Origin of the sequence: Agrobacterium leguminum (assembly GCF_005144435.2) — a bacterium.
In the GTDB taxonomy this organism is placed as follows: Bacteria; Pseudomonadota; Alphaproteobacteria; order Rhizobiales; family Rhizobiaceae; genus Agrobacterium; species Agrobacterium leguminum.
In genome coordinates this window covers 2,148,881-2,174,126 of the sequence record NZ_CP120212.1, presented here as the reverse complement: position 1 = coordinate 2,174,126, position 25,246 = coordinate 2,148,881, and the positions used below count along the sequence as shown (strand labels likewise).

Below are 25,246 nucleotides of genomic sequence, written 5' to 3'. Positions count from 1 at the left end.
TCCTGTGCCCCACACGGTACGACAACGAAAATTGCGGCAACATTACAATTGCCCGCCCCTGAAAGCGCGCGCAACGCAGGATCAGAAACGTAACCGGAAGGTGCTTCCGAAGGCGCTGCTGTCCAGAAAGATTCGCCCGTTATGGTTGGCGACGATCTGCTTGACGAGGCTGAGGCCAAGGCCCGCCCCGGTGCTGCGCGGCGTAACGCGATAAAAGGGCTCGAAAATCCGTTCCCGCTGGTCTTCGGCTATCCCCTGTCCCTCATCGGAAACCGCGATCTCGCCAGTGGCGAGAATCGAGACGTGGATCATCCCCCTGTTCCCGCCATGGTCTATGGCGTTGCGCACGATGTTGCTGATGGCGCGCGGCAGGGTGAACGGGTTGCCCAGTATTTCATATCGCGCGACCTGCGTTTCGAAGGAGATATCGTAGCCCGCCGCAAGCGCGAGCGGCGCGAGATCGGCAACGACGGTGCGCGCCGTCTCGACGAGGTCCAGCGTTTCGCGCCGGTCGTTCACCTGATCGTTTCTTTCGAAGGCGAGAAGCTGTTCCGTGGTCTCCCCAAGCCGCGCGACATCCTCCATCAGGCGTTGCTGCTCCGGCCCCGGCAAGCCCTCTATCCGGGTCTGCATGATCGCAATCGGCGTTCTCAGCTCATGCGCCGCATCGATGAGAAAACGCTGCCGCGCCCGAAACTGCTCTTCGAGTCGTTCGAGGATGCCGTTGAAGGCAAGGATCAGGGGCACCACCTCCCGCGGCACATCCTCGACCGGAAGCTTCGAGCCCGGCCGGCGCGGGTCGATCTCGGGAGCCTTTTTGACGACGGAACTGAGGCCGGCAAGCGCCTCGCGCACGATGCGGGGAACCGAGAAGAACACGGCGGGCAAGATGACAGCCAAGAGGGGAACGTAAATCTTGTAGGTTCCGGCAAGGAGCGTCAAAAACTGCCCCCTCATATGCGTGGTTCCGCCGAACATGACCCTTACGGAACCCCACTTCGTCTCCATGCTTTCAACCAGGGCGACCTCTGAGACGCCCTTTCCTCCCCGAATATCGGCATCCGTCAGCAAATGCAGATACGGCGACAGTTCCTCATAGACGGCGGGCACGGCGCCATAACTCGCCACCCGCCCGTCCAGCGTGGAAGCCACGAACCAGAGCGTTGAGTTCTCCGCCTTCATGGCCTGCAATGCCGGGCCATCGGTAACGACCAATCCTTTTTGCGGATCGAGCGAAAGCGACTCATCAAGTGTCGCCGACAGGTCGTCCCAGAGCGCAATATTGGGCGAAAGCATCGTCATGCCGTAAAAGCAGAGGCCGATGATGACCACGGCAATCATGGCGGAGACGACGACGCTGAGCTGCCAGCTCAACTTCCACCACAAGGACGAGTTGGAGATGCCCTGCGCTTTCATGCCTCTTCCTTCAACAGATAACCGATGCCGCGAATATTGTGGACGCCAACGCCTGCGGAGGCGTCGAGCAGGCGTTTTCGCAGCCGCGATATATGCGCGTCGAGCGCATTGGACTGGATCTCTTCCTCGTAATTGTAAACGGCCGCCTCAAGCGTGGAACGCAGCACGGATTTGCCCTTGCGTTTCGCCAGCGCAACGAGAACCGCAAGCTCGCGCCTTGGCAGATCGAAGGGAACGGAATTGATCGTGACGCTGAGATGGAGCGGATCGATGACGATGCGGCCGGCGGTGATTTCTGCCGGCGCAAGGTTTGCCGGCCTTCTCAGAACCGCACGCACCCGCGCCAGCAGCTCACCGACGAGAAACGGCTTGCCGAGATAGTCGTCGGCGCCGCCATCCAGCCCGGCGATGCGGTCTTCCGGTTCGTTCAATGCCGTCAACAGTATGATCGGCGTGTCGATGCCGGCGTGGCGCAGCTGCGGAATGAAGGCAAGTCCCTCTCCGTCCGGCAGGCGGCGATCAAGCAGGATGGCGTCATAGACGTGCTGTCGCGTCAGCTCCATGGCGTCGCCGAGCCACATCGTATGGTCGATGACGATGCCCTGCCTGCCGAGCGTCGCCGTCAGCGCATCCGCCATTTCCTTTTCGTCTTCGATCAACAGAAGTCTCATGCGTCACCGTCCCTTCGCATTCCCTTGTCTGCCAGAAAGGTTGCGGCAGTATTGCGGCAAAGCAGCCGCCGGAGCATTTCCAACCCGGTGCATGGCGGTTTCCCCTCCGAAAAAGGCGTAAAAACAGGGCTATGGAACATCAGACCCTGCTGTTTAAGCAGGTGCGTTCGCAAGGGTAATGCTGCTGCAATTATGGACGCCTATCCAGATGCCATACGCCTCTAGAGAGGCAATGCGACCGCCTGAGCTGCGGTCCCGGTATGGAAAGGATTTCAGCATGTGGGTGAAGAGAACCATCAAAGCGGGGATTGCGCTTGCAGGTTGCGTTCTCGTTGTCACCGCTCTCGATCCGGCGCGCGGCAGCGTCGATGCGAATGAGCGTGTCAAAGGCATCGTGAACGGGCTCGTCGAGACTGCTGCGATGAGCCCGGCAGGCACTCCTTTCGAGCTGACGGCCACTGAAACGGCGAAGATCGGCACGCGCCCGATGGTGGAGCGGCTTGGTATCAGCGGCGAGCTTCAGCCGATCACCCGCGTGGTGATCCGCGCCCGTGAAGCCGGCAAGATCGTCGAGATGAATGTCCGCGACGGAGACACGGTGCAGGCGGGCAAGCTGCTTGTGCGTTTCGAAACCGATGAGCTGCAATCGACGCTTTTGCTGCGGCAGAGCGACCGGGATGCGGCCGAGGCCGAGCTGATGCTGGCAATGCAGGCCCTGACGAGAACCGAACAGCTTGCCCTGAAAAACATCGCTTCGGCTGAACAGCTCGACAAGGCGAAAAGCGATGTCGCGGTGAAGACGGCAAGGCTCCAGAGCCTTTCGGCGCAGGCGGATATTGCCCGCATCGCCCTTCGCAATTCCGAAATCCGCGCGCCCTTCGGTGGCACCGTCACCCGGCGGCTGGCCGAGGCGGGATCGCGTGTCGGCGCGGATGGCGAGCTTCTCACGCTGGTCGATACCAGCGTGCTGGAGGCGAAGGTTCTTGTCGCCACGCGCGATGTTCCGCGCGTCGCCCTCGGCCAGACGGCGGAACTGGAGATTGACGGCCTTGGCGGCCAGATCGTCAAAGGCACGGTCGACCGCATCAGCCCGGTTGCCGAAGACGGCACCCGCTTCGTTGCCGTCTATCTGCGGCTTGCCAATCGTGACGGCCGGCTGTGGGGCGGAATGTTCGCCAGCGGATCGATCCTGCTGCGCGAGAAAAACGATGCGCTCGTCGTTCCCGCCATCGCGCTGCGCAAGGATGAGACCGGTTACCATGTGCTCAAGGTGCAAGACGGCCATCTTCGCCGCCAGACGGTCACGGTGGGAGCCCACTGGAACGGCGGCAATCTGATCGAGATTGCCGCCGGGTTGAAGGATGGCGAGACCATCCTGACCGCGCCGCTTCCCGAATTGCGGCCCGATATGGCCGTCACCGTCGACAAGGCAGGCTGAAATGTTCTTGACCCGCATATCCGTTACCCATCCCGTTTTCGCCACCATGATGATGGTGGCGCTTCTGGTCATGGGAGCTTTCTCCCTGCAACGGCTTGGGCTGGACCAATATCCCAATGTCGACGTTCCCGTGGTGGTGGTCATCACCTCTTATCCGGGTGCGACACCGGAGACGGTGGAAACCGAGGTGACACGCCCGGTCGAGGACGCGCTGAACGCCATTGGCGGTCTCGATGAGGTCACCTCCACCTCCTATGAGGGGCGCTCCGTCGTCGTCGCGAAATTCAAGCTTGAGGTGCGCAGTTCAGCCGCCGCGCAGGAGGTGCGCGACAAGATCGCCGCCATCGAGGCGAATTTTCCGGAAGACGCCAAAAAGCCGGTCATATCGAGGTTCGACCCCGCCGCCGAGCCGGTTCTGTCGGTTGCGATCAGTTCGACATCGCTCGATGTGCCCGCTCTCACCAGCCTTGCCGACCAGAAGGTGGTGCGGCAGTTGACGACCGTTGCCGGCGTCGGGCAGGCAACGCTGGTCGGCGCGCGCAAACGGCAGATCGATGTGACAATCGACGAGACGCGCATGCGCGCCCTCGGGATCGGCATCAACGAGGTGGTGAATGCGCTGCGCACCGGCAACAGCAACAGCCCGGCCGGAAGCGTTGTCGATCCCGTCTCCGAACGCACGATCCAGGTGCAGGGGCGTATCGAGGAGCCGCAGGCACTCCTGGATATGGTCGTGGCAAGGCGCGGCGGCGCGGCCATTGCGCTTCGCGATGTCGCAACGCTTTCCGAAGGGTCAGCCGATGCCGAAAACCGCGCCCTTTATAATGGCCAGACGGCGCTGGCGATCGACATCGTCAAGGTTCAGGACGCCAATACGGTTCAGGTCGCGACGGATGTGAGGAAGCGCCTCGATGCGCTCAACGCCGAGCTTGCCCCACAGAACGTGCAATTGCGCATCGTCACGGATGCGTCGATACCGATCCGCGAATCCGTCAATCAGGTACAGACGACGCTGATCGAAGGTGCGGCGCTCGCCGTCGCCATCGTCTTCCTGTTCCTCAATTCCTGGCGCAGCACGGTCATCACCGGGCTGACATTGCCTATCGCGATCATCGGCACGCTCGCGGTGATCCATGTCCTCGGCTTCACGCTCAATACGCTCAGCCTGCTGGCGCTGACGCTTTCCATCGGCATTCTGGTGGATGACGCCATCGTGGTGCGCGAAAACATCACCCGCCATCTCCACATGGGCAAATCCCACCTGCGCGCAGCACTCGACGGCACCAATGAAATCGGGCTTGCGGTAATCGCAACAACGGCGACAATCGTGGCAGTCTTCCTGCCGGTCGCCTTCATGGACGGCATTGTCGGCCGGTTTTTCTACGAATTCGGCGTCACCGTTTCCGCCGCCGTCCTGATCTCGCTCTTCGTCGCCTTCACGCTCGACCCGATGTTATCAAGCGTCTGGTACGATCCGGACGCCCAGCCCGAAGCGAAGCGCGGGCCGATGGGCCGCCTGATCGCCCGTTTCGACCGCGGCTTCGAATGGATGGCGGGGCAATATCGCCGGGCCATCGGCTGGACCCTGCGGCACCGGTTCGTCACCCTGCTTGCCACGTCGGGCATCTTTATCGGCAGCCTGTTCATGGTGCCGCTGGTCGGCACGGAATTCGTTCCGAATGCCGATGAGGGCCGCTTCCAGGTCAACATCACCGCGCCGGTCGGCTCCTCGCTGGATTATACGACAACGAAGGTGCGGCAGGTCGAAAAGGCGCTGAAGGAATTTCCGGAAGTCGAGACGCTTTATTCCACCGTCAATACCGGCGGCGCCGCCGGCAAGCATCGGGCCGCCATATTGGTGGGGCTGGTGCCGCTCGATATGCGGAGCCGAACCCCGCTCTCCCTTGCCGAACCGGTTCGCAAACGCCTGTCAGCCATACCCGGTATAGAGGTCACGATCCTGCAGAATGGCCTTGGCGGCGGCGAAAGCCCGGTGCAGCTCAGCATCCTCGGCGACGACCGGGCGGTCCTCGAAAAAATCGCCACCGGTCTGGTCGAAGACATGAAGAAAATCCCCGGCCTCGTGGATGTGACCTCCAGCGCCAAGGATGTGACCTCCATTCTTTCGGTCCGCCTGAAGCCTGCGGCGGCGAGCGATCTCGGCATTGCCCGCTCCGATCTTGCCGCAGCGCTTTCTCCCCTCATCGGCGGCGAGGATGTGTCGAAATGGACGGATGCGGACGGCAACAGCTACGATATCGTCATCCGCCTGCCCGTCGAGCGGCGGTCCGACGCCGCAAGCCTCGGTGAATTGATGATCGCAACCGGCCGCACGGCCGCGAGCGGCGCGCCGCTGATGGTGCGTCTCGATCAGGTCGCCGATATCGGCATCATGCCGGCCCCCGCCGAAATCCGCCGTATCGACAATCGCCGCGAGATACTGGTTTCGGCCAATATCGCCGGCCGCACGCTTGGCGAGGTGACGGAGACGTTGCAGGGCCTGACAGCCGGCCGTGACCTGCCGAACGGCTATCGCATCCGCTTCGGCGGTGACGCCGAAACCATGCAGGAGACCATAGGCCACATGGTCACGGCGCTTGCCATGGCCGTCATCTTCATCTACATCGTGCTCGCCTCGCAATTCGGCAGTTTCATGCAACCGCTCGCCATCATGGCGTCCCTGCCGCTTTCGCTTGTCGGCGTCCTCATCGGGCTGATGGTGGCCGGCAGCACGATCAACATGTTCTCGCTGATCGGCTTCATCATGCTGATGGGCCTCGTGACCAAAAACGGCATCCTGCTGGTCGATTTCGCCAATCGCGAGCGGCGGCGGGGGCTTTCGCTGAACGAGGCGCTGGAAAATGCCGGCGTCATCCGCTTCCGCCCGATCATCATGACGACGCTTGCGATGATCTTCGGCATGATCCCGCTCGGTCTCGCCGTCGGCGGAGGCGGCGCGCAGCGCGCGCCGATGGCCCATGCGGTGGTTGGGGGCCTCATCAGTTCCACGCTGCTGACCCTGATCGTGGTGCCGACCATCCTGTCCTATATAGACAGCATCGTCAGGCGTTTTACCCGCCTGCTGCCGAAAGCGCCGGACGAGGCGGCGGAAACGGCCATGCAGGACCGACCGGTAGCCTCGGCCTAGAGCATTTCCCGTGACGAAGGGTTCCACAGTACACGACGCAACGGTTTCCTGTGCCGTTGCACGCCCACCTCCGTCATTCCGGCCTTGAGCCGGAATCCAGCCGACGCGTGTCTACGCGGCGAGAAACTCCCTTCAGCCCAAGGACTTGGGCTGGCTGGATTCCGGCTTAAGGCCGGAATGACGGAGGTGGGAAACATCGCGCGCCACCGCAAACACCGCGATTGCCGTATCAGATTACCTTTCTGTCGTGTACTGTGGCAAGGGTTTACGGGAAATGCTCCAGGTCCATCGGTCGGCCTCGCATTCAGGGTCTCTCGCTGCCCTGACGCTTCTTTTTGCCCTTCGGGCGAAAATCGACAAGAAGCGACTTCAGTTCGATATCGCGAACGCGCCTTGCCGCCTCATCCGGGCGCACCCATTCCAGCAGGCGTTCCCCGCGTTCCTTGAAACTGGTTTCCGCCTCCGTCACCTCTATCTGGAACACATCGACCATGCAGGGAACGACATCGCCATTGTCGAGCATCTTGAGATAGGTATAGCGGCCAACCGCATTCTTTTTCACCCGGCCGCGCACGCCCGCCTCCTCCCACGCCTCGATTGCCGCCGCCTCGTGCGGCTTCTTGCGTTTCATCGGCCAGCCGCGCGGAATGATCCAGCGTCCGCTGGTACGGGACGTGACGAGGAGGATTTCGACATCCTCGCCATTGCCGGCATAACGGAAGCAGAGCGCGGCATATTGCTGCCGGAAAGCGCCGGTGAAGAGCTTTTCCGGAACCGCAGCAAGCTGCTGGAGCAATGTCAGTGCACGAGCCGGGCGGGTTTTCCGGCTTTTCTTGGTGGGTTTCATATCCGTTGATAGTGCTGATTTTCCGGGTTGCATCAATGCCCCGCGTGCATTTATGACAGTTTTATGACAATCACCCCCCACAACTAATAAAGCGCCATTGAGGGCCAATTCGCATGATGAGTATTTTTCGCAAGCTGATGCCGCGCGAGGACCGTTTCTTCGACATGTTCAGCAAACATTCCGAAACCGTCATCAAAGCGGCCGAGGCCCTTGACCAACTTTTGAGCGGCGTCGACGTCGAGAAGAACTGCGACCTTATCGTCGCCCTCGAACATCAGGCGGACGACATCACCCGCGAGGTGCTGCTCGCCGTCAGGCGCAGCTTCATCACCCCCTTCGACCGCGGCGACATCAAGGATCTCATCCAGTCGATGGATGACGCCATCGACATGATGCACAAGACCGTCAAGACCATCCGTCTTTTCGAGCAAACGGAATTCGATCCGCTGATGAAGGAAATGGGTCATGAGATCGTGCGCGCAGCCGGCCTCATCGCGGAAGCCATTCCGCTTCTCAACAAGGTCGGCACAAATGCGCATCGCCTGTCATCCATCTCCGAAGAGGTGACCCGCGTTGAAGGCCGCTCCGACGAACTTCACGATCTGGGTCTCAAGGACCTCTTCCGCCGCCACGGCGCAAGCGGCAATGCCATGGCCTATATGATCGGCAGCGAGATCTACGGCGAACTCGAAAAGGTCGTCGACCGCTTCGAGGATGTGGCCAACGAGATCAGCGGCATCGTTATCGAGAACGTCTGATGGATGTCGCACTTGCCCTGCCGCTGCTAATCGGCCTTATCGCCATCGCGCTGTTCTTCGATTTTCTGAACGGTCTGCACGATGCCGCCAATTCCATCGCCACCATCGTCTCCACCCGTGTGCTGCGCCCGCAATATGCGGTCGCCTGGGCGGCCTTTTTCAATTTCATCGCCTTCCTGTTCTTCGGCCTGCATGTGGCCGAAACGCTCGGCACCGGCATCATCGATCCGGCCATCGTGTCGCCGCAGGTGATCTTCGCGGCGCTGATCGGCGCCATCGTCTGGAACATCGTCACCTGGATTTTCGGCATTCCCTCCAGCTCGTCGCATGCGCTGATCGGCGGGCTCGTCGGTGCGGGATTTGCGAAGGTGGGTTTCAATTCCATCGTCTGGTCCGGCCTGCTGAAGACCGTGGGCGCCATCTTCATGTCGCCGGCCATCGGCTTCTTCCTCGCCCTGCTTCTGGTGCTCACCGTCTCCTGGTTGTTCGTGCGGCAGACGCCCTTTGCCGTGGATCGCACCTTCCGCGTCATGCAGTTCATCTCCGCCTCGCTTTATTCGCTGGGACACGGCGGCAACGACGCGCAGAAAACCATGGGCATCATTGCCGTGCTGCTCTTCAGCCAGGGACATCTCGGCGAGAGCTTCTACGTGCCCTTCTGGGTGGTGATTTCCTGCCAGTCGGCCATGGCGCTCGGCACGCTGTTCGGCGGCTGGCGCATCGTCCATACGATGGGGTCGAAGATCACCCGGCTGAACCCGATGCAGGGTTTCTGCGCCGAAACCGGCGGTGCGCTGACGCTGTTCGGTGCGACATGGCTCGGCATTCCGGTCTCCACGACCCACACGATCACCGGCGCCATCGTCGGCGTCGGCGCGGCCCGCCGCGTCTCGGCGGTGCGCTGGGGCCTTGCCGGCAATATCGTCATCGCCTGGATCGTGACCATGCCGGCGGCTGCGCTGATCTCAGCCGCGGTTTACGGGCTGACGTCGCTGTTCGGCTGACAGCTCCATCCCTGCCCCGATTTGCCGCTCCACCCGGAACAAAAGCCGCCCCGTGGCTGTTGTTCCGGGGGACCAATGCGGATCGCGGACATGGCACGGCAGGTTTTCTGGAAGGGTTATCTGAAGCTGTCGCTGGTGACGGCTTCCGTCTCGCTGACGCCCGCGACGACGGAAGGCAACAAATACACCTTCCACATCCTCAATCGCAAAACCGGCAACCGCGTCGAAAGCCGCTATGTCGACAGCATCACCCACCGACCGGTCGCCGCCAAAAACCAGGTAAAAGGTTTTCCCCGCGCCGAGGATGACTATGTCCTGCTGGAAGATGACGAGATCGATGCGGTGGCGCTGGAAAGCACCCGCACCATCGATATCAAGACCTTCGTGCCGAAAGGATCGATCGACTGGATCTGGTACGACCGTCCGCATTTTCTGCGCCCGGAAGACAAGATCGGCACCGAAGCCTTCAGCGTCATTCGCGAAGCCATGAAGGTGAACGATGTTTTCGGCATCGCGCGCCTCGTAATCTACCGTCGTGAAAGGGCTGTGCTCCTCGAACCATCGGGGAAAGGCATCATCCTGTGGACGCTGCATTATGGCGAAGAGGTACGCGAAAGCATCGACGCGCTGGAGCCGAAGATGAAAATGGACCGGCCATTGCTGGACGCCATGGAAAAACGCATCGGCAAACAGGTGACGGGTTGGAAACCGGCTTTGGTACAGGACCCCATTCAGAAGAAGATCAAGTCCCTGCTGAAGACCAAGGGCGACGAGGTCTCCTCCTCGAAAAAGAAAACCGGCACGAAGGCACGCACCGGCGGCAATGTCATCAACATCATGGACGCCCTGAAGAAAAGCCTTGCTTCCGAAAAGAGAAGCTGAGGCTCGATGCCTTCAGCGGGTCTTTTTCGGAAGCGGCTCGGCAGCAGCAAAAAAGCCGTCCCAAGGGTCTTTTTTCAGCGCGGAAAGACGCGCGCCGATATTGTTGACGGTGAAATGGGTGGGGCCGATCTCGGCGGTGAGTTCCGACCATTCGAGCGGCGCTGAAATGGCGGCGCCCGGCCGGGCACGTGTCGAATAGGCCGCAACCGCCGTATTGCCCCTGCCATTGCGCAGATAGTCGATAAAAATGCGGCCCTGCCGTTTCGCCTTGGTGGCGACGGAGAGATATTTCTCCGGTTCGGCCTTCGACATATCCGCCGCCATGGCCTTGGCGAAGGCTTTTACCGGGGCCCAGCCCGCCTGCGGCTTCAAAGGTGCGACGACATGCAGGCCCTTGCCGCCGGACGTCTTGACGAAAGCGGCAAGCCCGGCCTCTTCGAAACGCCACTTCAGTTCCAGCGCCGCTTCGATGACCTCTTCCCAAGCCACATCCTCGCCGGGGTCGATATCCATGGTGATCATGTCCGGCTTTTCCCAATTGGCAGTGGTCGCGCCCCAAGGGTGGATTTCAAGCGCGGCCGATTGCACGAGCGCCATCAAGCCATCGAAATCGGTGATGCGGATCAGCGGTTCACCGCCCTTGTCCTTGGGATCCCTGATCTGCTCAACAGCCTTGTTGATGCCGCGCCAGGCATGTTTCTGGAAAAATCGCTGCCCCTCTATGCCCTCTGGGCAGCGCAACAATGCCAGCGGCCGGTTGACGACAAAGGGCGCCATGTGCCGCCAGACCTGCGCATAATAATCGGCAAGCCCCTCCTTCGTCACACCGTCCTCCGGCCAATAAAGCCGGTCCGGATGGGTGAACTTGATCTTCGATTGCGGCGCCTGGGTATCGGACACGGCCTTCTCCTCGCGTTCGATTTCTGCTGCAGGCTTGTCTTCGCGCAGCCCCCGGAAGGAGGCGTGACGCAGATTGCCATCCGCGGACCATGCCCGAAACTCCACTTCCGCCACCAGTTCCGGCTTGACGAAATGAAGATCGCGGCGGGCAAGCGCGGTGAGCCGGCCATCGAAAGCGCTGTCCTTGCGCTCCAGCGGCTTCAGCCGGCCAAGCAGCATCTCCGCCAACTCACCCGTATAACCTGTCCCGACACGGCCGACATGGCGCAGCTTACCATTTTCATAAACGCCGAGCGCCAGCGATCCGATGGCGTGGTCCGATGTCGAGGAGACGGTATAACCGCCGATGACGAATTCCTGTCGCATCGAGCATTTGGATTTTACCCATTCGCCCTTGCGGCCCGAAACATATTTGCTGTTCCTGACTTTGGAAATGACGCCCTCAAGGCTGAGCCGGCAGGCATGGTCCAGAACAAGCGCGCCACTTTCTTCGAAATGCTGGCTGTAACGCAGATGAGGGTCGCCCGCCGGCAGCAGCTTTTCGAGCAGCGCCTTTCGCTCGCTCAATGCCGCACCGCGCAGATCGCTGCCATCGAGATAGAGAAGGTCGAAGGCATAGAATACGAAGCGGTCGCTGCGCCCTTCGCTCAGATCCTGCTGCAAGGCGGAGAAATCCGAGGCGCCGTTATCACGTTCGACGACGATTTCGCCATCGATCAATACCGTTTCCACCGGCAGCGCCGTGAGCGCTCCTGTCACGGCCCGGCCGAATTTCTCCGTCCAGTCCAGCCCGCTGCGGGTCAGCAGTTTAATCTTGCCCTGATCGACGCGCGCCTGCAGACGATAGCCGTCAAATTTGATTTCATGCAGCCAGCGAGAACCATCCGGCGGTTTCGGCTTGAGCGTGGCGAGCGCCGGCGGCACGAAAGATGGCATGGCCAGTTTGCGTGCGCCTTTGGGCAGCGCATGAGCCTGTTTCCTGCCGGAGGCAGAAGCGACAACCTTTTTAGATACCGTTTTGGAATTCCAGGTATCCTTCGGTTTGGCTGCAACTTCCTCGACACTGCGCCCGGTCTTTACGGATTCCGGCCGTTCTTCGAGAATATCCGCGCCGCCCTTATGCCTCGCCTCCTCGTCATCGCCCTTGATGAGCAGCCAGTTCTCCCGGCTTTCTCCGGGCTTTCCATGCATGCGCACCAGATGCCATCGGCCTTTGAGCTTTTCGCCGTCAAGTTCGAATTCCAGGTGGCCTTTGCGATAACCTTTCCGGGCGTCGCTGATCGGCTGCCAGGTGCCGCGATCCCAGACAATCACGGTGCCGCCGCCATATTGTCCTTTCGGGATGACGCCCTCGAAATCGCCATAGCTGAGCGGATGGTCCTCGACATGCACGGCGAGGCGCTTGTCCTCGGGATCGAGGCTCGGGCCGCGCGTCACCGCCCAGCTTTTCAGCACCCCGTCCATTTCCAGCCGAAAATCATAGTGCAGACGGCGGGCATCGTGTTTCTGTATCACGAAGCTCGACCCTTGAGCTTCGGCCCGGGTACCCTTCGGCTCCGGCGTCTTGTCGAAACTGCGCTTGGCGTTATAGGTCTGCAATCCCATCGATCAGCTCGCTTTCCGGGAAGCCTTGCGGCCTGCCGCTGTCGCCTTTTTCCCGGCACCCGCCCCGGCGCTGCGGCGCAGGGCCTCCTTGAGATCGATGATATTGTCCTCCCGGTGCGGCGGCTGTTTCGCGATTTCCCGGCCCTCGATCTTGGCTTTCACCAGCTCCGCCAGCGCATCGTTGTAACGGTCGCTATAGTCCGCCGGATCGAAGGCGCCGGCGCGCTTTTCGATGATGTGGCCGGCAAGTTCCAGCATTTCCTCGTCAAACTCGATATCCGGGATCGACTTGAAGACGGTGGTTTGAGAGCGCACCTCATAACTGAAATTCAACGTCGTCGCGACGAGAGCCTTACCGCTGGGGCGGATAAGGAGAACGCGGTTGCGGCGGAAAAGCACCGCCTCGCCGAGTGCGACGACATTCTCATCTTCCATGGCCCTCGCCAGAAGCGTCAGCGCCTCTTCGCCCTCCTGCCCCGTTGGCGCAAGGTAATAGGACTTGTCGAAATAGAGCTTGTCGATCTCGTCACAGGGCAGGAAATGCCTGACGCGGATGACCTTGTCGCTTTCCGGCATCAGCTTCGCGATCTCATCTCCCTCGATGACGATGTGGTCGCCATTGTCGAGTTCGTATCCCTTGACCTGATCCTCGCGAAGAACCGCCTCGCCGGTATCGCTATCGACATATTGCCGCTCGACGCGGTGGCCGGTCTTGCGGTTGACGATATTGAAGGAGATTTTTTCCGCCGAGGTCAGTGCGGAATAAAGGCCGACTTCGCAGTTAAAATCGGCAAAGGTCAGATGGCCTCTCCAGCTCGCTCTCCGGTTCATGTCCGTCGTCCCTCGTCATCGCTGCGGGAAGACATGTCTCCGCGTCGGCCCTTGGCCAGAATGCGCTCGATGGCGGGCACGTCCGCCTCCGCCAGAACCGGCACCGGATCGGACGCCATGGCTTCCAGCACCTCCGGCGACAGCCCGCCATTGCGGATAACCCATTCCATGGCCTCGCGGGTCTGCCGCTCCGCTTTCAACTGCGCATAAAGCGCCAGTATCAGCCGGTCGCGAACATCGAAGCTCTTCAAATTTCTGTCTGAACGTTCTGCCTGCCGTTTCATGTCGATATCCTGAGATGCCCGCGCGGCTTTGGCGATACCGCCTAGTCGGGCTGACAGCGGCGTGCACGCGCCACACGCTAGCCTAACGATCTGCGTTGGCTCTCGTTCCATCGGACATGGGAAAGGAAGGCGACGATACCATTGTGCCGTCGCATCTTTTATCAAACGGAATGTTTCTTCCGTGTGGTGGCGCTGACGACCTGGGCGGGCGCGACATCCGGTTTGCCGAAGAGATAACCCTGCGCCTGCGCGCAGCCCTCGTCGACCACCATGCGGTATTGCGCATCCGTTTCAATCCCCTCCGCCGTCACCGGCAGATCGAGGCTGCGGCCGAGGCCGATCACCGCGCGCACGATGGCGCGGGCATTGTCATCCTCGCTCATGGCGGCGATGAAGCTGCGGTCGATCTTGATCTTGTCGAAGGGGAAGCTTTGCAGGTTGCTGAGCGAGGAATAGCCCGTGCCGAAATCGTCCATGACGATGGCGACGCCGAGGGCCTTCAACTGGTTGAGGATGATCAACGTCGCCTTACGGTCCTTCAAAAGCGCGGCTTCGGTGATTTCCAGTTCCAGCCGGTTGGGCGAAAGTCCGGTCTGCATCAGCACGGTGCAGACGACATGGCCGAGATTGGCCAGCGAAAACTGCAATGGCGAAACGTTCACCGCGATCTTCAGATGCGGCGCCCAGCCGGCCGCCTGACGGCAGGCCTCGCGCAGCACCCATTCGCCGAGCGAGATGATGATGCCGCTCTCTTCGGCAATCGGAATGAAGACATCCGGCGGCACCACGCCCCGTGTCGGGTGCTGCCAGCGCACCAGCGCCTCGTAACCCACGACCTGCCCGCATTCGACTGACAGCACCGGCTGATAGTTCAACAGCAGCTCGTTGCGATTGATGGCAAGCCGCAGATCCGTCTCGAGCTGGCGGCGTTCGCGCGCCTCCTGATCCATCACCGGATCGTAGAAGGCCAATATGCCGCGCCCGCCCATCTTGGCGCGGTAAAGCGCCAGATCGGCGGCATGCATGATGCTTTCATGGTCCTTCCCGTCCCGCGGGAAAACGGCGATGCCGATGCTGACGCCAACGGAGGTCGGATCGTTGGCAACATTCATCTTCAGCGCGAACATGCCAAGGATCGTCTCGGCCAGCAGGCGCGCCTCTTCCGCCCTGGTGTGCCGGGCAGTCAGGATGACGAATTCATCGCCGCCGAGACGGGCGACCACATCGCCTGCCCTTGCGCATTCATCGAGAATGGCGGCGACCTTTTTCAGGACGCGATCCCCCTCGGCATGGCCGAATATGTCGTTGACCGCCTTGAACCGGTCGAGGTCGAGCGCCAGCAGCGCGAATTCGTCCTCCTCGTCGCAATGCTCGATCTGCTGGTGAAGACGGGTCTGGAACATGGTGCGGTTGGAAAGGCCCGTCAGGACGTCGTGACGGGCGAGATATTCGATTTCCCGCTGCGCTTCGCGCTTTTCCGTCAGGTCGCGAATGGCCATCACCTCGCAGGGGCGGCCGCGATATTCGATCGTGCGTACGCCGAGCTCGAATATCTGCGCCTGCCCGGCGCGCTCGCGAACCGCCTCCACCGGTGCATGGCGCGGCAGATAGGTGGGCTGCCCGTCGATGGCCTTGAAGAGATCGTCGGGGTCCTGTCCGACCAGCGACGTCTCCTCCCGGCCCAGAAGGCCGGCAAAACGGGTGTTAAGCTCCACGATCCGCCCATCGCGAACGACGGCGAGACCATCGAGCGTCGCATCCACCAGACCCTTGAGATCGACAAGGTAACGATCCACAAGAGCAGCCGCAGCAGTGGTGGACAGGATCAGGAACGTGACGCCGGAAATGGCGCAGATCATGATCAGCCGGGCGACATTGTCGGGATCAGGCCCGGATACGGACGGATCCGGCGAAAGCACCGTGGCCGACATGGCCGTGAAATGCAGCGCGCAGATCGCGAAGATCGCCGATCCGGCCGGCGCGGCGATGCGCTGCCAGGAGCCGAGGCGGCGAAAAAGGAAAAAGGCGAGGAGAAAAGACGCCCAGGCAACAGCAAAACCACCCAGCACCGGCCCCCAGCGATAGCTGATCGTGGCGGCGACATCCATTCCCGCCATGCCGACGAAATGCATGACGGCAACCGACAGCGTAACCAGCGTGCCGACGATGGCCGGGCTGTAAGCGGCCTGCGAGCGGCTGGTGAGCGCCAGCCAGAAACCGAAAACCGCAAGAACCGCCGAAAGAGCCGTGAAAGCGAAATCATAACCGATCGGGACCGCGCCCTTATAGGCGAGCATGGCGACGAAATGCGTGGCCCAAACGCTCAGTCCCGCAGCAAAGGCGGCAACCAGCACCCAATAGGGCTTGCGGCCAGCCGGACTTTCCTCCGCACGCAATAAAAGATGAAAAAAAGCAAACATGCCAAGCAGGCAGATAACAGCCGCAAGAAGCACGACCGCCCGGTCGTGTTGTACGACAACGCATTCCAGAACCGTGAACATGACGCACTCTCCCAGCCTCTGAAGAACCGCTCACGGTGGCACTATGGGAGTGGTTTATTTATAAATCTCTAATGCAACTATTGATAAATGGAACGATCTGTCCTGCAACGTACAGAAAGGAACGGGCCGCACGCGGCAGCCCGTAAGCTTTTTCGCGCGCGGCCCGATGGGGACTATAGGAAAAGTCGTTTATTTCCAGCTTCGATAGTCGGCTGCAGTGCATCCGAAAGGCGCCGGGCCATCGGAGAAACGCTCCTGCAGACGGGCGCATCCCCACTCGTTAATTGCTGCGGGCATCATGTTGTTGAGGTCCATGCCGGGCGAGTTGAACTGCGACGGGGCGCTGGTGACGTACCACAGCCAGTAACCGATAACCGCGACGATGATGACGGCCACGATGGCAACGAAAGTCCCCAGTCTGCGCAGGAGGCCCGGCCCTTTGCCAATCGTCGCGCCCGGAGCCGAGGCGCCCTCCGGCGTCTGGTTCGCGAGCATAGGGGCAAGCGATGCGAGGGCCTCCGCCCTTTCCTGCTCCGATAGGTCGATCCGCTCCAGCCGATCATCGAGCAGAACCGGCAGCGCGGTCTTGCCGTGCCAGACCGCCAGCGCAACATCGTGTTTTCCGTTATGACCAACGACGACCGGGATTCGCCCCCTCTCCAGATGGGTGAAGGACTGCCGCTTGGTCTTGTCTTCTCTGACCGTATCGGCATAGGTGACGAAGAGACGGCTGCGTTTTTCGGCAACCGCCGTCAGCGCCACCGGAATGACGGTCAACGGCGCGGGCTTTCGCAGCTGCAGGCGAACCCGCAGGACCCGGATAAGCGTGAACAGCATCGCCAAACCGCCGAAGCCGAGCAGGGCAACGAACACGCCGAGCGTGATGATGCGGTTCCAGAGCATGTCGAGGCCGAGGGAAATCGTTGCGAGTTCCGGGTTCTTCGCGGAGATGACCAGCCCGGTTTCATAATCCCCGGAATGGAAATCGACGAACATGACCTCGACATCCTTCTTGTAACTCACGCCCGCATGGTCATAGGAAAGATCCGCCTCACAGGTCGTGAAGATCGCCTTGCGCGTCTTGCAGCTACCGCTGATATCGCCGCTTTCGATCTCCAGCGGATCTTTGCTGATCTGATAATCGCGCAATATGCCCGGACCTTCGGCGACGAGCATGACGGCCGTGATTACCAGAAGCACCGGAATGGAAAAATAATAGGCTGCCGGCACTGAAATGACGCCACGTTTGAGGCTCAGCGGCCGCGACGGAAGTTTTATCTGTGCAAGGTTCATGATCGTCAACGCATTCTTCGGGAGGTGGGTGAGCGGAGTTCACGACTCTCGCCCGACGGAAGGAATAGTCATCGGACGATCTAACCCGATGAAGTCCTTGAGAAAACCCCCGAATTTCCGGGATAATGACGATAATTCACCGCCCCGGCCGGGCTTCCCGCCTGGCCGCGAATAAAAAACGGGCGGTAAAACCGCCCGTCGCAGGTTTTCAGAGGCTGTGGTTTGCCCTTAGTCCTTCGTGACCTTTTCCAGCCGGGTCGTCATGTTGGGATGACCCACATAATTCTTGACACGCGTATTCAGCACAATCGGCTCGAATCTCTCGAACATCGGCAACACCGCCGGCTTCTGGGCGACGAACATTTGCTGCATCTGGATGTAGATTTCCCCGCGCTTCTTGGCATCCGGCTCCAGCGAAGCCTTTGCCGTGAGCGCAGTCAGTTCCGGAATGTCCCAGGCCGAGCGCCAGACGAAATTGCCGGCGTTGTTGGCTGCCAGCGAATTGTCGGGGTTGCTGGAGAACTGCTCCATCGAACCCAGCACATTCAACATATAGGCGCCGGTCTGCGGAATGAGCAGATCGAAATCCCGCGCACGGTGAGCGGCAATCACGTCCGAACCGTTACCCTGCTGGACATTGACCTTGATGCCGATCTGGCTGAGCGAGGCCTGGATTGCAGTGGCAAGGTCAATGCGCGGCGTCTGCGCGATCGTTTTCAGATTAAGCGTGAAGCCGTTCTCATAACCGGCCTCCTTGAGGAGGGCCTTCGCCTTATCTACATCGAGCTTCCAGTCGGGGCTCGGAATGGCGTATTCAAAGTTTTCCGGCACCGGCACCGTGCGCGCCCGGCCATAAGGACCCATGATGGTCTTTTCCATGCCCTTGTAGTCGATGCCATAGGCAATCGCTTCGCGGACCTTGGGGTTGGACAAGGGCTCCTTGCCGGCATTCATGGACAGGACGTAGAAGCCGCCCGTCGGCACGCGCTGGATCTGGAAACCTTCCTTGTTGTTGAAGATTGCAAGGTCGGCAGCCGTCAGCGCACTGGCGATGTCGATATCGCCGCGCTCCAGCATCAGGCGCTCCACCTGGCTTTCCGGCACATGCCGCACGATGACGCGGCGCATTTTCGGGCTGCCGGCCACATAATTCTTGTTGGCCTCGAGAATGATGATCTCATTCGGCGACCAGCGATTGAGCGTAAAGGGACCGGAACCGGCGGAATTGGTTCTCAGCCAGCCATTGCCCCAGTCGCCATTGCTTTCATGCGTCTTGACCTCTTTGCTGTCGACGACGCTGGCGATGACCATGGCCAGACGGTAAAGAAGCAGCTCGGACGTCGTTTCGCCGGAAAGATCGATGCGTACCGTTTTTTCATCCGGCGCGCTCACCAGCTTGTCGACATTATCGGCATTATAGCCAACGCGCTTGAGGTTGGCTGCGGCCGCCTGGTTCATCTTCAACAGCCGGCTGAGCGAATAGACGACGTCTGCCGAGGTTACCGGATTGCCCGAGGCGAAATTGGCCTCGCGAAGATGGAAGGTGATGCCCTTGTCATCTATCTCCCAGCGCTCGGCAAGCTGCGGTGAAACCTTGCCCGAACCATCGACCGAAATCAGACGGTCATAGAGGTTGGACATGACTTCGTTGGCTTTTCCTTCGGTGGCCTGATGCGGATCAAGCGACAGCACCTGAGCCAGCGAGGTTCCGATGACAAGCTGGTCATTCGGTGTTTTGGCCAAGGCTGGCGCTGCCTGCACCAGCATGGCGCCCAGGGCCGTGGTGAATGCGAGACGGATCAATGATTTTCTCATACCTGCTCCTCCTACAGATCGGTAATTCATGTTTGTGAAAAGCCCGCGACGCAGCGGGGCGTCGCGGGCCGGAACGATCAAAGATGTTTGTTATCAAGCGCTTCTATCAAGGCGGCGATGTAGCCGTAGCAGAAGGCGAAAGCGACGCCGACGGCATCGCGCCCGGCAATCGTCGGCACATGGTCTGGCATGATCATGTAGCGATAGCCGAGTTCGTGATAGAGTTTCAGCGAACGCACCATGTCCATGTCGCCCTCATCGGGGAATGTCTCCATGAAGGAGAGTTTGCCGCCGCTGATATTGCGGAAATGGACGTTGAAGATCTTGTCGCGGCTGCCGAACCACCTGATAATGTCGTCGATCTCCTCGCGCGGATTGTCGAGCATCTCGCCGATCGACCCCTGGCAGAAATTCAGGCCATGATAGGGGCTCTCGCGCATCTGCACGAATTTCTTCAGCCCCTCGACCGTGCCGAGAACACGGGTGACGCCCCTGTAACCCGGCGGCGTATAGGGGTCATGCGGATGGCATGCCAGGCGCACGCGGTTGCTTTCGGCCACCGGCACCACACGCTCGAGGAAATAGTCGATGCGTTCCCAGTTCTCGTCTTCGGAAAGAACGCCCGCGAGACCCGGCGCTGCATCATGGTCCGCTTTGTCCCAGCGCCAGGCTTCATTGAGCGAGCCGCCGCGGCCGCGCTCCATTTCTGTGCGCGGAATGCCGATGAGGTTGAGATTGTATTTCGCAGCAGGGATTCCGGCCCTGGCGATATTCTCTATCATCGTGCAGACGGCATCGATCTGCCGGTCGCGATCCGGGCCGGCAAGCAGGATATCGGGATACGACGCCTGTTCGATGGGCCGCGACGGCAGCGGCAATTGCACCATGTCGAGAACGAGGCCAAAGCTTTCGACCTTGTCACGGTGGCGCTCAAAGTCCTCGAAAGTCCAGCTCGCGGGCTTTCCGGGTGGATCCGCATTGATATTTTTGACGCCGAGCTGCGCCCAAACCTTAAAATCCTCGTCATCGCGCGCAGCAACCTGGGTGCCGACATACATCGATTCTCTCCTCTCTCCATGCAAGTCATCATATGACATCGCATGAAATAAGATGAGTGTCGAGATGCTATTGCGCTTCTGATAGCAACCTGTATCGGCGCTGGCTCGCAAGCATATGTTCGCGCATGGCTTTTCGTGCCGCTTCCGGATCCTGTTCGACGATGGCGCGCAGGATTGCCTCGTGCTCGGCCTGCACTTTGCGAAGATAATTCGCGTCACCGGTTTCCGGCAGCGTCGGGAACTGCCCGCGCGGGATCGAGCGCGAACCGAACTGACGCAGAGCCTCCAGATAAAAGCGGTTATTCGTGGCGATCGCGATGGCCGTGTGAAACTCGTAATCGGCATCGACGGTGGTTTCACGCGCATCGATGGCGCGGGCCATTTTCCGGTGCGCCGCAGAGATTGCGGCCTCCTGCTGGGCTGTGCGGCGATAGGCGGCGATTGCCGCCGCCTCCCCTTCCGTCGCAAGCCGAAACTCCAGCATTTCCAGCGTTTCCGCAATGGTTCCGACTTCGGTTTGCGTCAGTTTCACGCCAGCCCATTCACTGGTATTGCTGACGAAAACCCCCTTGCCCTGGATGGGAACGACATAGCCGGCGGAACGCAAATCCGCGATCGCCTCGCGAACCACGGTGCGGCTCACGCCGTAGCTGCGTTCAAGCTCCGGTTCGGTGGGAAGTTGATCACCGTTTTTCAGTTTTCCACTGCGAATTTCTGCGCTGAGATTATCGATGATCTGTTGTGCCCGCCTCTCCCGCGGCCTCGCTTTGTCGCCCATCATGCCACTCTTCCCTCTTGCAGAATACGAATCCCTTCGCTACTCATATGATGACATGGCCGCACATCATATGTTTTCATGTTAGCTCAGGGAGGAGTTGGGATGAAGTACCATCAAGAGTTTTTGCAAAGGAGAATTGCGCGTCTGCGGCGAGCAATGCGCAATGCCTCGGCCGCTGACGACGTTCTCACAGGGAAGTGCGGCCAGCAATGACGGAAATCTCACTGCGCGGGCTTGGACATCGTTTTCTGCAACTGATCGTCAGCCTCTTCATCCTGCTCTGCATCACCTTCATCATCGGCCGGGTCATGCCGAGTGATCCGGTCGGGGCAATCGTCGGCGAACTTGCCGATCCCAAGGCCTATGAGGCCATGCGAGCGCGGCTGGGGCTCGACCTGCCGCTTTACCAGCAATTCTTCATCTATCTGCGCGGCCTGCTGCATGGCGATTTCGGTATTGCGATCCTGACCGGCAACCCCGTTACCCGCGATCTGGCGCAGGCTTTCCCCGCCACCTTCGAACTCGCCACGCTGGCGATCATCATCTCAACGGTCGTCGGCGTCCCGCTCGGTCTAGCCGCCGCCCTCTTCCGCGACACCTTCATCGACAAGTTCGCGCGCGTTTTTGCGCTGGTGGGACATTCGATACCGGTCTTCTGGTTCGGCATCGTCGGGCTGGTGATTTTCTACGCGAACCTCAACCTTGTCGCCGGCCCCGGTCGGGTCGACGTCTTTTACGAAGGCCTCGTGGAGCCGAAGACGGGATTGATGCTCGTCGACACCCTCCTTGCGGGCGAGACGGAAATCTTCTGGAACGCGCTTGGACACATCATCCTGCCGGCGATCATCCTCGCCTATATGGCCATGGCCTACATCACCCGCATGACGAGGGCTTTCACCCTCGAACAGCTCAGCCAGGATTATGTCATCGCGGCACGGGCCAAGGGCGTCAGCCCCGCACGCACCATAACCCGCCATGTGCTGCCCAACATCGCCGTGCAGCTCATCACCGTTCTGGCGATCTCCTATGGCAACCTGCTGGAAGGCGCCGTGGTCACGGAGATCGTCTTCTCCTGGCCCGGCATCGGCCAATATATGACGAACGCGCTGCTCATCGGCGACATGAATGCGATTCTGGCCGCCACAATCGTCATCGGCTTCATTTTCATGTTGCTCAACTTCCTCGCCGATCTGGCCTACACCACGCTCGATCCCCGTACACGGGAGGCCGCACGATGACCGATATCGCGCACAACAATACCGTTGACCGTCCCAGCGCCCTGTCGCGCATCTCGACCACCGCCGCGCGGACACTTCGAAAGCTCGCGGATGAACCGCTTGGAATGTTCGGCTTCGCCATTCTGGCCATTCTGGTTCTGGTCGCCATTTTCGCACCGCTCATCGCGCCTTACGATCCTGCGCGCCAGGCGCTCGAAAACGCGCTCCAGCCCCCCAGCTGGACACATCTGGCCGGAACCGACGAATTCGGCCGCGACATTTTCAGCCGGCTCGTATACGGCACCCGCATCACCATCCAGACGGTACTGTCGGTCTCGGTCATCGTCGGTCCTATCGGCCTTGCCATTGGCGTGATGGCCGGTTTCTTCGGCGGACGAACCGACGCGATCCTGATGCGCGCAACCGATATCGTCCTGTCCTTCCCCTCGCTTGTGCTGGCACTTGCCTTTGCGGCTGCCATGGGCGCCGGTCTCGGCACGGCGATCATTGCGATCTCGCTGACGGCATGGCCGCCGATTGCGCGTCTTGCCCGGGCGGAAGCCCTTGTCGTGCGCAATACCGACTACGTCGCCGCCGCCCGTCTCTATGGCGCCTCGCCGCTGCGCATCCTGTTTCTGTACATTGCGCCGATGTGCATTCCCTCGGTCATCGTTCGCCTGACGCTGAACATGGCCGGCATCATCCTGACGGCCGCTTCACTCGGCTTCCTCGGTCTGGGAGCCCAGCCGCCGCTGCCGGAATGGGGTGCGATGATCTCCAGCGGCCGTAAGTTCATGCTCGATTACTGGTGGGTCGCCGTCATGCCCGGCATTGCCATCCTGCTGACGAGCCTTGCCTTCAACATCGCCGGCGATACGCTGCGCGACCTCCTGGATCCGCGTCATGCCCGTTCCTGATAGCTCCCCCATTCTTTCGGTCCGCGACCTCAATGTCCGTTTCGGCCGCAATACGATTCCCGCCGTGTCCAACGTCAATTTCGACGTCGGGCGCGAAAGGGTCGGCATCGTCGGTGAATCCGGCTCCGGAAAATCCACCACCGGCCGGGCCGCCATGCGGCTCCTGCCGAAAAGCGCCACGGTGACAGCGGAGCGGATGGATTTCCTGTCCGAGCCGCTGCTCGAAAAATCCGAGCGGCAGATGGGCGCAATCCGCGGCAGCGAAATGGCGCTTATCATGCAGGACCCGCGTTATTCGCTGAACCCGGTACTGCCCATCGGAAAGCAGGTGGCGGAGGCCGCCGAGCTGCATCTGGCGCTGACCGGCAAGGCGGCGAGAGGTGCAGCACGCGACATGTTGCTGCGCGTGCGTATCAACGATCCCGACCGCGTGATGGCGCTTTATCCGCACCAGATATCGGGCGGAATGGGGCAGCGCGTGATGATCGCCATGATGCTGCTCGCCAAGCCGAAGCTGGTCATTGCCGACGAACCGACCTCGGCCCTCGATGTCAGCGTCCGCAAGGATGTGCTTTTGCTTCTGGACGAGATGGTCCGCGAGAATAATTCCGGCCTGATCCTCATCAGCCATGACATCCGCATGGTCGCGGCCTTCTGCGAGCGCGTGCTGGTCATGTATGGCGGGCGCGTCGTGGAAACGCTGACGAAGCTGGAGGATGCGCAACATCCCTATACGCGGGGCCTGATCGCGGCGATGCCCGATCCCCGCAATCCGGTGCGGCGTCTCAAGGTGCTGGACCGTCAGGCTATCGATGCGGAGGTGATGCGATGATCACGGTAGACAAGCTCGACGTCGTCTACGGCGCAAAGGAAAACCGCAATCACGTCGTGCGCGGCGTCAGCCTCACGGTCAACAAAGGTGAAACGCTCGGCATCGTCGGTGAGAGCGGCTGCGGCAAGTCGACCTTGCTGCGGTCGCTGGCGGGGCTGGAGGCCGGCTGGACCGGCTCCATCAGCTTTAACGGCAAACCGGTCGGCAAGACCCGCAGTCGCGACGAACTGAAACTGGCGCAGATGGTGTTTCAGGACCCCTACGGTTCGCTGCACCCGCGCCACCGCATCGGCCGGGCGCTCGCCGAACCGATCCGCGCCATGGGACTTGGCGATGGCTGGTCGAAGGTTCCAGCAGCCTTGCAGCAGGTCGGCCTGCCCGCACATTTCGCCGAGCGCTTCCCGCATGAACTTTCCGGCGGCCAGCGCCAACGCGTGGCAATCGCCCGCGCGCTGATCCTCGAACCGCCGATCCTGCTGCTCGACGAGCCGACATCCGCGCTCGACGTCTCCATCCAGGCCGAAATCCTGAACCTGCTTGCCGACCAGCGCGAAGAACGCGACCTCACCTTCGTTCTCGTCAGCCATGACCTCGCGGTCATCGCCCATATGTGCGACCGTGTGCTGGTCATGCAGAACGGCGATTTTGTCGATGAGCTGACCAAGGCCGATCTTGAAGCGGGCGTTACCCATTCGGCCTATTCAGGCGAGCTGTTCGAAAGCAGTTTCCTGTGACGGTTGCCGCCCAGCGGTAACACCGGGCGGCCCGTCGACGGCCGCCCACCTTCTCCCGTGGCGCGATTTCGGCGATTTCGCCTGCCCGGCAGCCAACAATCGCCGGTAGGGGCAGAGCGACCTTTTGGGCCGATAAATTTCACCACCGACTGCGCTCAAACGACCGGAACAATGCGTTCAGCATTTGTTCTGGATTGCTGTTTGAGTCTTTGCTAATCATTGCGACGACAGGGCAGACAATGGCCGGACATTCCGACGACTGCCATCTCTGAACAAGGTTCTCACCCGTGGGGACAGGCAGGTTATCTAAGGATTGC

20 protein-coding genes are annotated in these 25,246 nt (G+C 60.8%); 9 read left to right on the top strand and 11 right to left on the bottom strand.

Features of this window, described 5'->3' with window-relative positions; genetic code table 11:
* Positions 1 to 81 precede the first annotated feature (81 nt).
* Together CFBP4996_RS24445 and CFBP4996_RS24440 are read right to left on the bottom strand one after the other, a co-directional pair.
* On the bottom strand, positions 82 to 1,416 hold the full coding sequence (locus CFBP4996_RS24445) for a sensor histidine kinase (RefSeq protein ID WP_080853478.1): 1,335 nt from the start codon (positions 1,414 to 1,416) through the stop codon (positions 82 to 84).
* Positions 1,413 to 2,087, bottom strand: coding sequence for a response regulator transcription factor (locus tag CFBP4996_RS24440; RefSeq protein ID WP_080818978.1), 675 nt, complete (start codon positions 2,085 to 2,087; stop codon positions 1,413 to 1,415). The genes CFBP4996_RS24445 and CFBP4996_RS24440 overlap by 4 nt, the downstream gene beginning before the upstream one ends.
* Positions 2,088 to 2,364: 277 nt before the next feature.
* On the opposite strand from CFBP4996_RS24440, the gene CFBP4996_RS24435 reads away from it, so the two are divergent.
* Both CFBP4996_RS24435 and CFBP4996_RS24430 read left to right on the top strand, forming a co-directional pair.
* On the top strand, positions 2,365 to 3,525 hold the full coding sequence (locus tag CFBP4996_RS24435; protein WP_080853479.1) for an efflux RND transporter periplasmic adaptor subunit: 1,161 nt from the start codon (positions 2,365 to 2,367) through the stop codon (positions 3,523 to 3,525).
* 1 nt (position 3,526) lies between these two features.
* Entirely contained in the window at positions 3,527 to 6,673 is a 3,147-nt protein-coding gene (locus CFBP4996_RS24430; RefSeq protein ID WP_080853480.1) for an efflux RND transporter permease subunit, read from the top strand.
* A 304-nt stretch (positions 6,674 to 6,977) separates the two neighbouring features.
* On the opposite strand, the gene CFBP4996_RS24425 is transcribed toward CFBP4996_RS24430, so the two are convergent.
* Complete coding sequence (locus tag CFBP4996_RS24425) at positions 6,978 to 7,520, bottom strand: NUDIX hydrolase (protein WP_059758602.1); 543 nt, start codon at positions 7,518 to 7,520, stop codon at positions 6,978 to 6,980.
* Positions 7,521 to 7,633: 113 nt separating this feature from the next.
* On the opposite strand from CFBP4996_RS24425, the gene CFBP4996_RS24420 reads away from it, so the two are divergent.
* The 3 genes from CFBP4996_RS24420 to ku (CFBP4996_RS24410) all read left to right on the top strand — a co-directional run bounded on the left by CFBP4996_RS24420 (position 7,634) and on the right by ku (CFBP4996_RS24410) (position 10,164).
* Positions 7,634 to 8,278 (top strand): DUF47 domain-containing protein, encoded by a 645-nt coding sequence (locus CFBP4996_RS24420; protein WP_059758605.1) that lies wholly within the window; start codon positions 7,634 to 7,636, stop codon positions 8,276 to 8,278.
* On the top strand, positions 8,278 to 9,282 hold the full coding sequence (locus CFBP4996_RS24415; RefSeq protein WP_003521775.1) for an inorganic phosphate transporter: 1,005 nt from the start codon (positions 8,278 to 8,280) through the stop codon (positions 9,280 to 9,282). The genes CFBP4996_RS24420 and CFBP4996_RS24415 overlap by 1 nt, the downstream gene beginning before the upstream one ends.
* A 90-nt stretch (positions 9,283 to 9,372) precedes the next feature.
* Positions 9,373 to 10,164: a non-homologous end joining protein Ku gene (gene ku, locus CFBP4996_RS24410; protein WP_170988590.1), complete on the top strand. Its 792-nt coding sequence runs from the start codon at positions 9,373 to 9,375 to the stop codon at positions 10,162 to 10,164.
* A gap of 12 nt (positions 10,165 to 10,176) precedes the next feature.
* Here ku (CFBP4996_RS24410) and ligD read toward each other — a convergent pair whose 3' ends face one another.
* The 8 genes from ligD to CFBP4996_RS24370 form a co-directional block, all read right to left on the bottom strand.
* Positions 10,177 to 12,669 carry a DNA ligase D gene (ligD, locus tag CFBP4996_RS24405; RefSeq protein WP_080853481.1) on the bottom strand — a complete coding sequence of 831 codons (2,493 nt, stop codon included), beginning with the start codon at positions 12,667 to 12,669 and terminating at the stop codon, positions 10,177 to 10,179.
* A 3-nt stretch (positions 12,670 to 12,672) separates the two neighbouring features.
* On the bottom strand, positions 12,673 to 13,500 hold the full coding sequence (gene ku, locus CFBP4996_RS24400; RefSeq protein WP_080853482.1) for a non-homologous end joining protein Ku: 828 nt from the start codon (positions 13,498 to 13,500) through the stop codon (positions 12,673 to 12,675).
* The gene (locus CFBP4996_RS24395; RefSeq protein ID WP_080853483.1) at positions 13,497 to 13,784 is read right to left on the bottom strand and encodes a hypothetical protein; all 288 of its coding nucleotides are present in this window, start codon (positions 13,782 to 13,784) and stop codon (positions 13,497 to 13,499) included. The genes ku (CFBP4996_RS24400) and CFBP4996_RS24395 overlap by 4 nt, the downstream gene beginning before the upstream one ends.
* Positions 13,785 to 13,945: 161 nt before the next feature.
* A complete protein-coding gene (locus CFBP4996_RS24390) occupies positions 13,946 to 16,285 on the bottom strand; it encodes a bifunctional diguanylate cyclase/phosphodiesterase (protein WP_080853484.1) in 2,340 nt (779 codons plus the stop codon).
* A gap of 189 nt (positions 16,286 to 16,474) precedes the next feature.
* Positions 16,475 to 17,578: a hypothetical protein gene (locus CFBP4996_RS24385; RefSeq protein WP_121490343.1), complete on the bottom strand. Its 1,104-nt coding sequence runs from the start codon at positions 17,576 to 17,578 to the stop codon at positions 16,475 to 16,477.
* Positions 17,579 to 17,806: 228 nt separating this feature from the next.
* Positions 17,807 to 19,393 (bottom strand): ABC transporter substrate-binding protein, encoded by a 1,587-nt coding sequence (locus CFBP4996_RS24380; RefSeq protein WP_080853485.1) that lies wholly within the window; start codon positions 19,391 to 19,393, stop codon positions 17,807 to 17,809.
* A gap of 77 nt (positions 19,394 to 19,470) precedes the next feature.
* The gene (locus CFBP4996_RS24375) at positions 19,471 to 20,451 is read right to left on the bottom strand and encodes a mannonate dehydratase (protein WP_003521785.1); all 981 of its coding nucleotides are present in this window, start codon (positions 20,449 to 20,451) and stop codon (positions 19,471 to 19,473) included.
* A 67-nt stretch (positions 20,452 to 20,518) separates the two neighbouring features.
* Entirely contained in the window at positions 20,519 to 21,232 is a 714-nt protein-coding gene (locus CFBP4996_RS24370; RefSeq protein ID WP_080853486.1) for a FadR/GntR family transcriptional regulator, read from the bottom strand.
* 206 nt (positions 21,233 to 21,438) lie between these two features.
* On the opposite strand from CFBP4996_RS24370, the gene CFBP4996_RS24365 reads away from it, so the two are divergent.
* From CFBP4996_RS24365 to CFBP4996_RS24350, 4 genes are read left to right on the top strand one after another with little or no spacing between them, the layout of a single operon-like run.
* A complete protein-coding gene (locus tag CFBP4996_RS24365; protein WP_003521789.1) occupies positions 21,439 to 22,467 on the top strand; it encodes an ABC transporter permease in 1,029 nt (342 codons plus the stop codon).
* Positions 22,464 to 23,363, top strand: a complete 900-nt coding sequence (locus CFBP4996_RS24360) for an ABC transporter permease (RefSeq protein WP_080853487.1) — start codon at positions 22,464 to 22,466, stop codon at positions 23,361 to 23,363. Before CFBP4996_RS24365 ends, CFBP4996_RS24360 begins: the two co-directional genes overlap by 4 nt.
* A complete protein-coding gene (locus CFBP4996_RS24355) occupies positions 23,350 to 24,195 on the top strand; it encodes an ABC transporter ATP-binding protein (protein WP_003505590.1) in 846 nt (281 codons plus the stop codon). The genes CFBP4996_RS24360 and CFBP4996_RS24355 overlap by 14 nt, the downstream gene beginning before the upstream one ends.
* A complete protein-coding gene (locus CFBP4996_RS24350) occupies positions 24,192 to 24,929 on the top strand; it encodes an ABC transporter ATP-binding protein (protein WP_080853488.1) in 738 nt (245 codons plus the stop codon). The genes CFBP4996_RS24355 and CFBP4996_RS24350 overlap by 4 nt, the downstream gene beginning before the upstream one ends.
* Positions 24,930 to 25,246 lie beyond the last annotated feature (317 nt).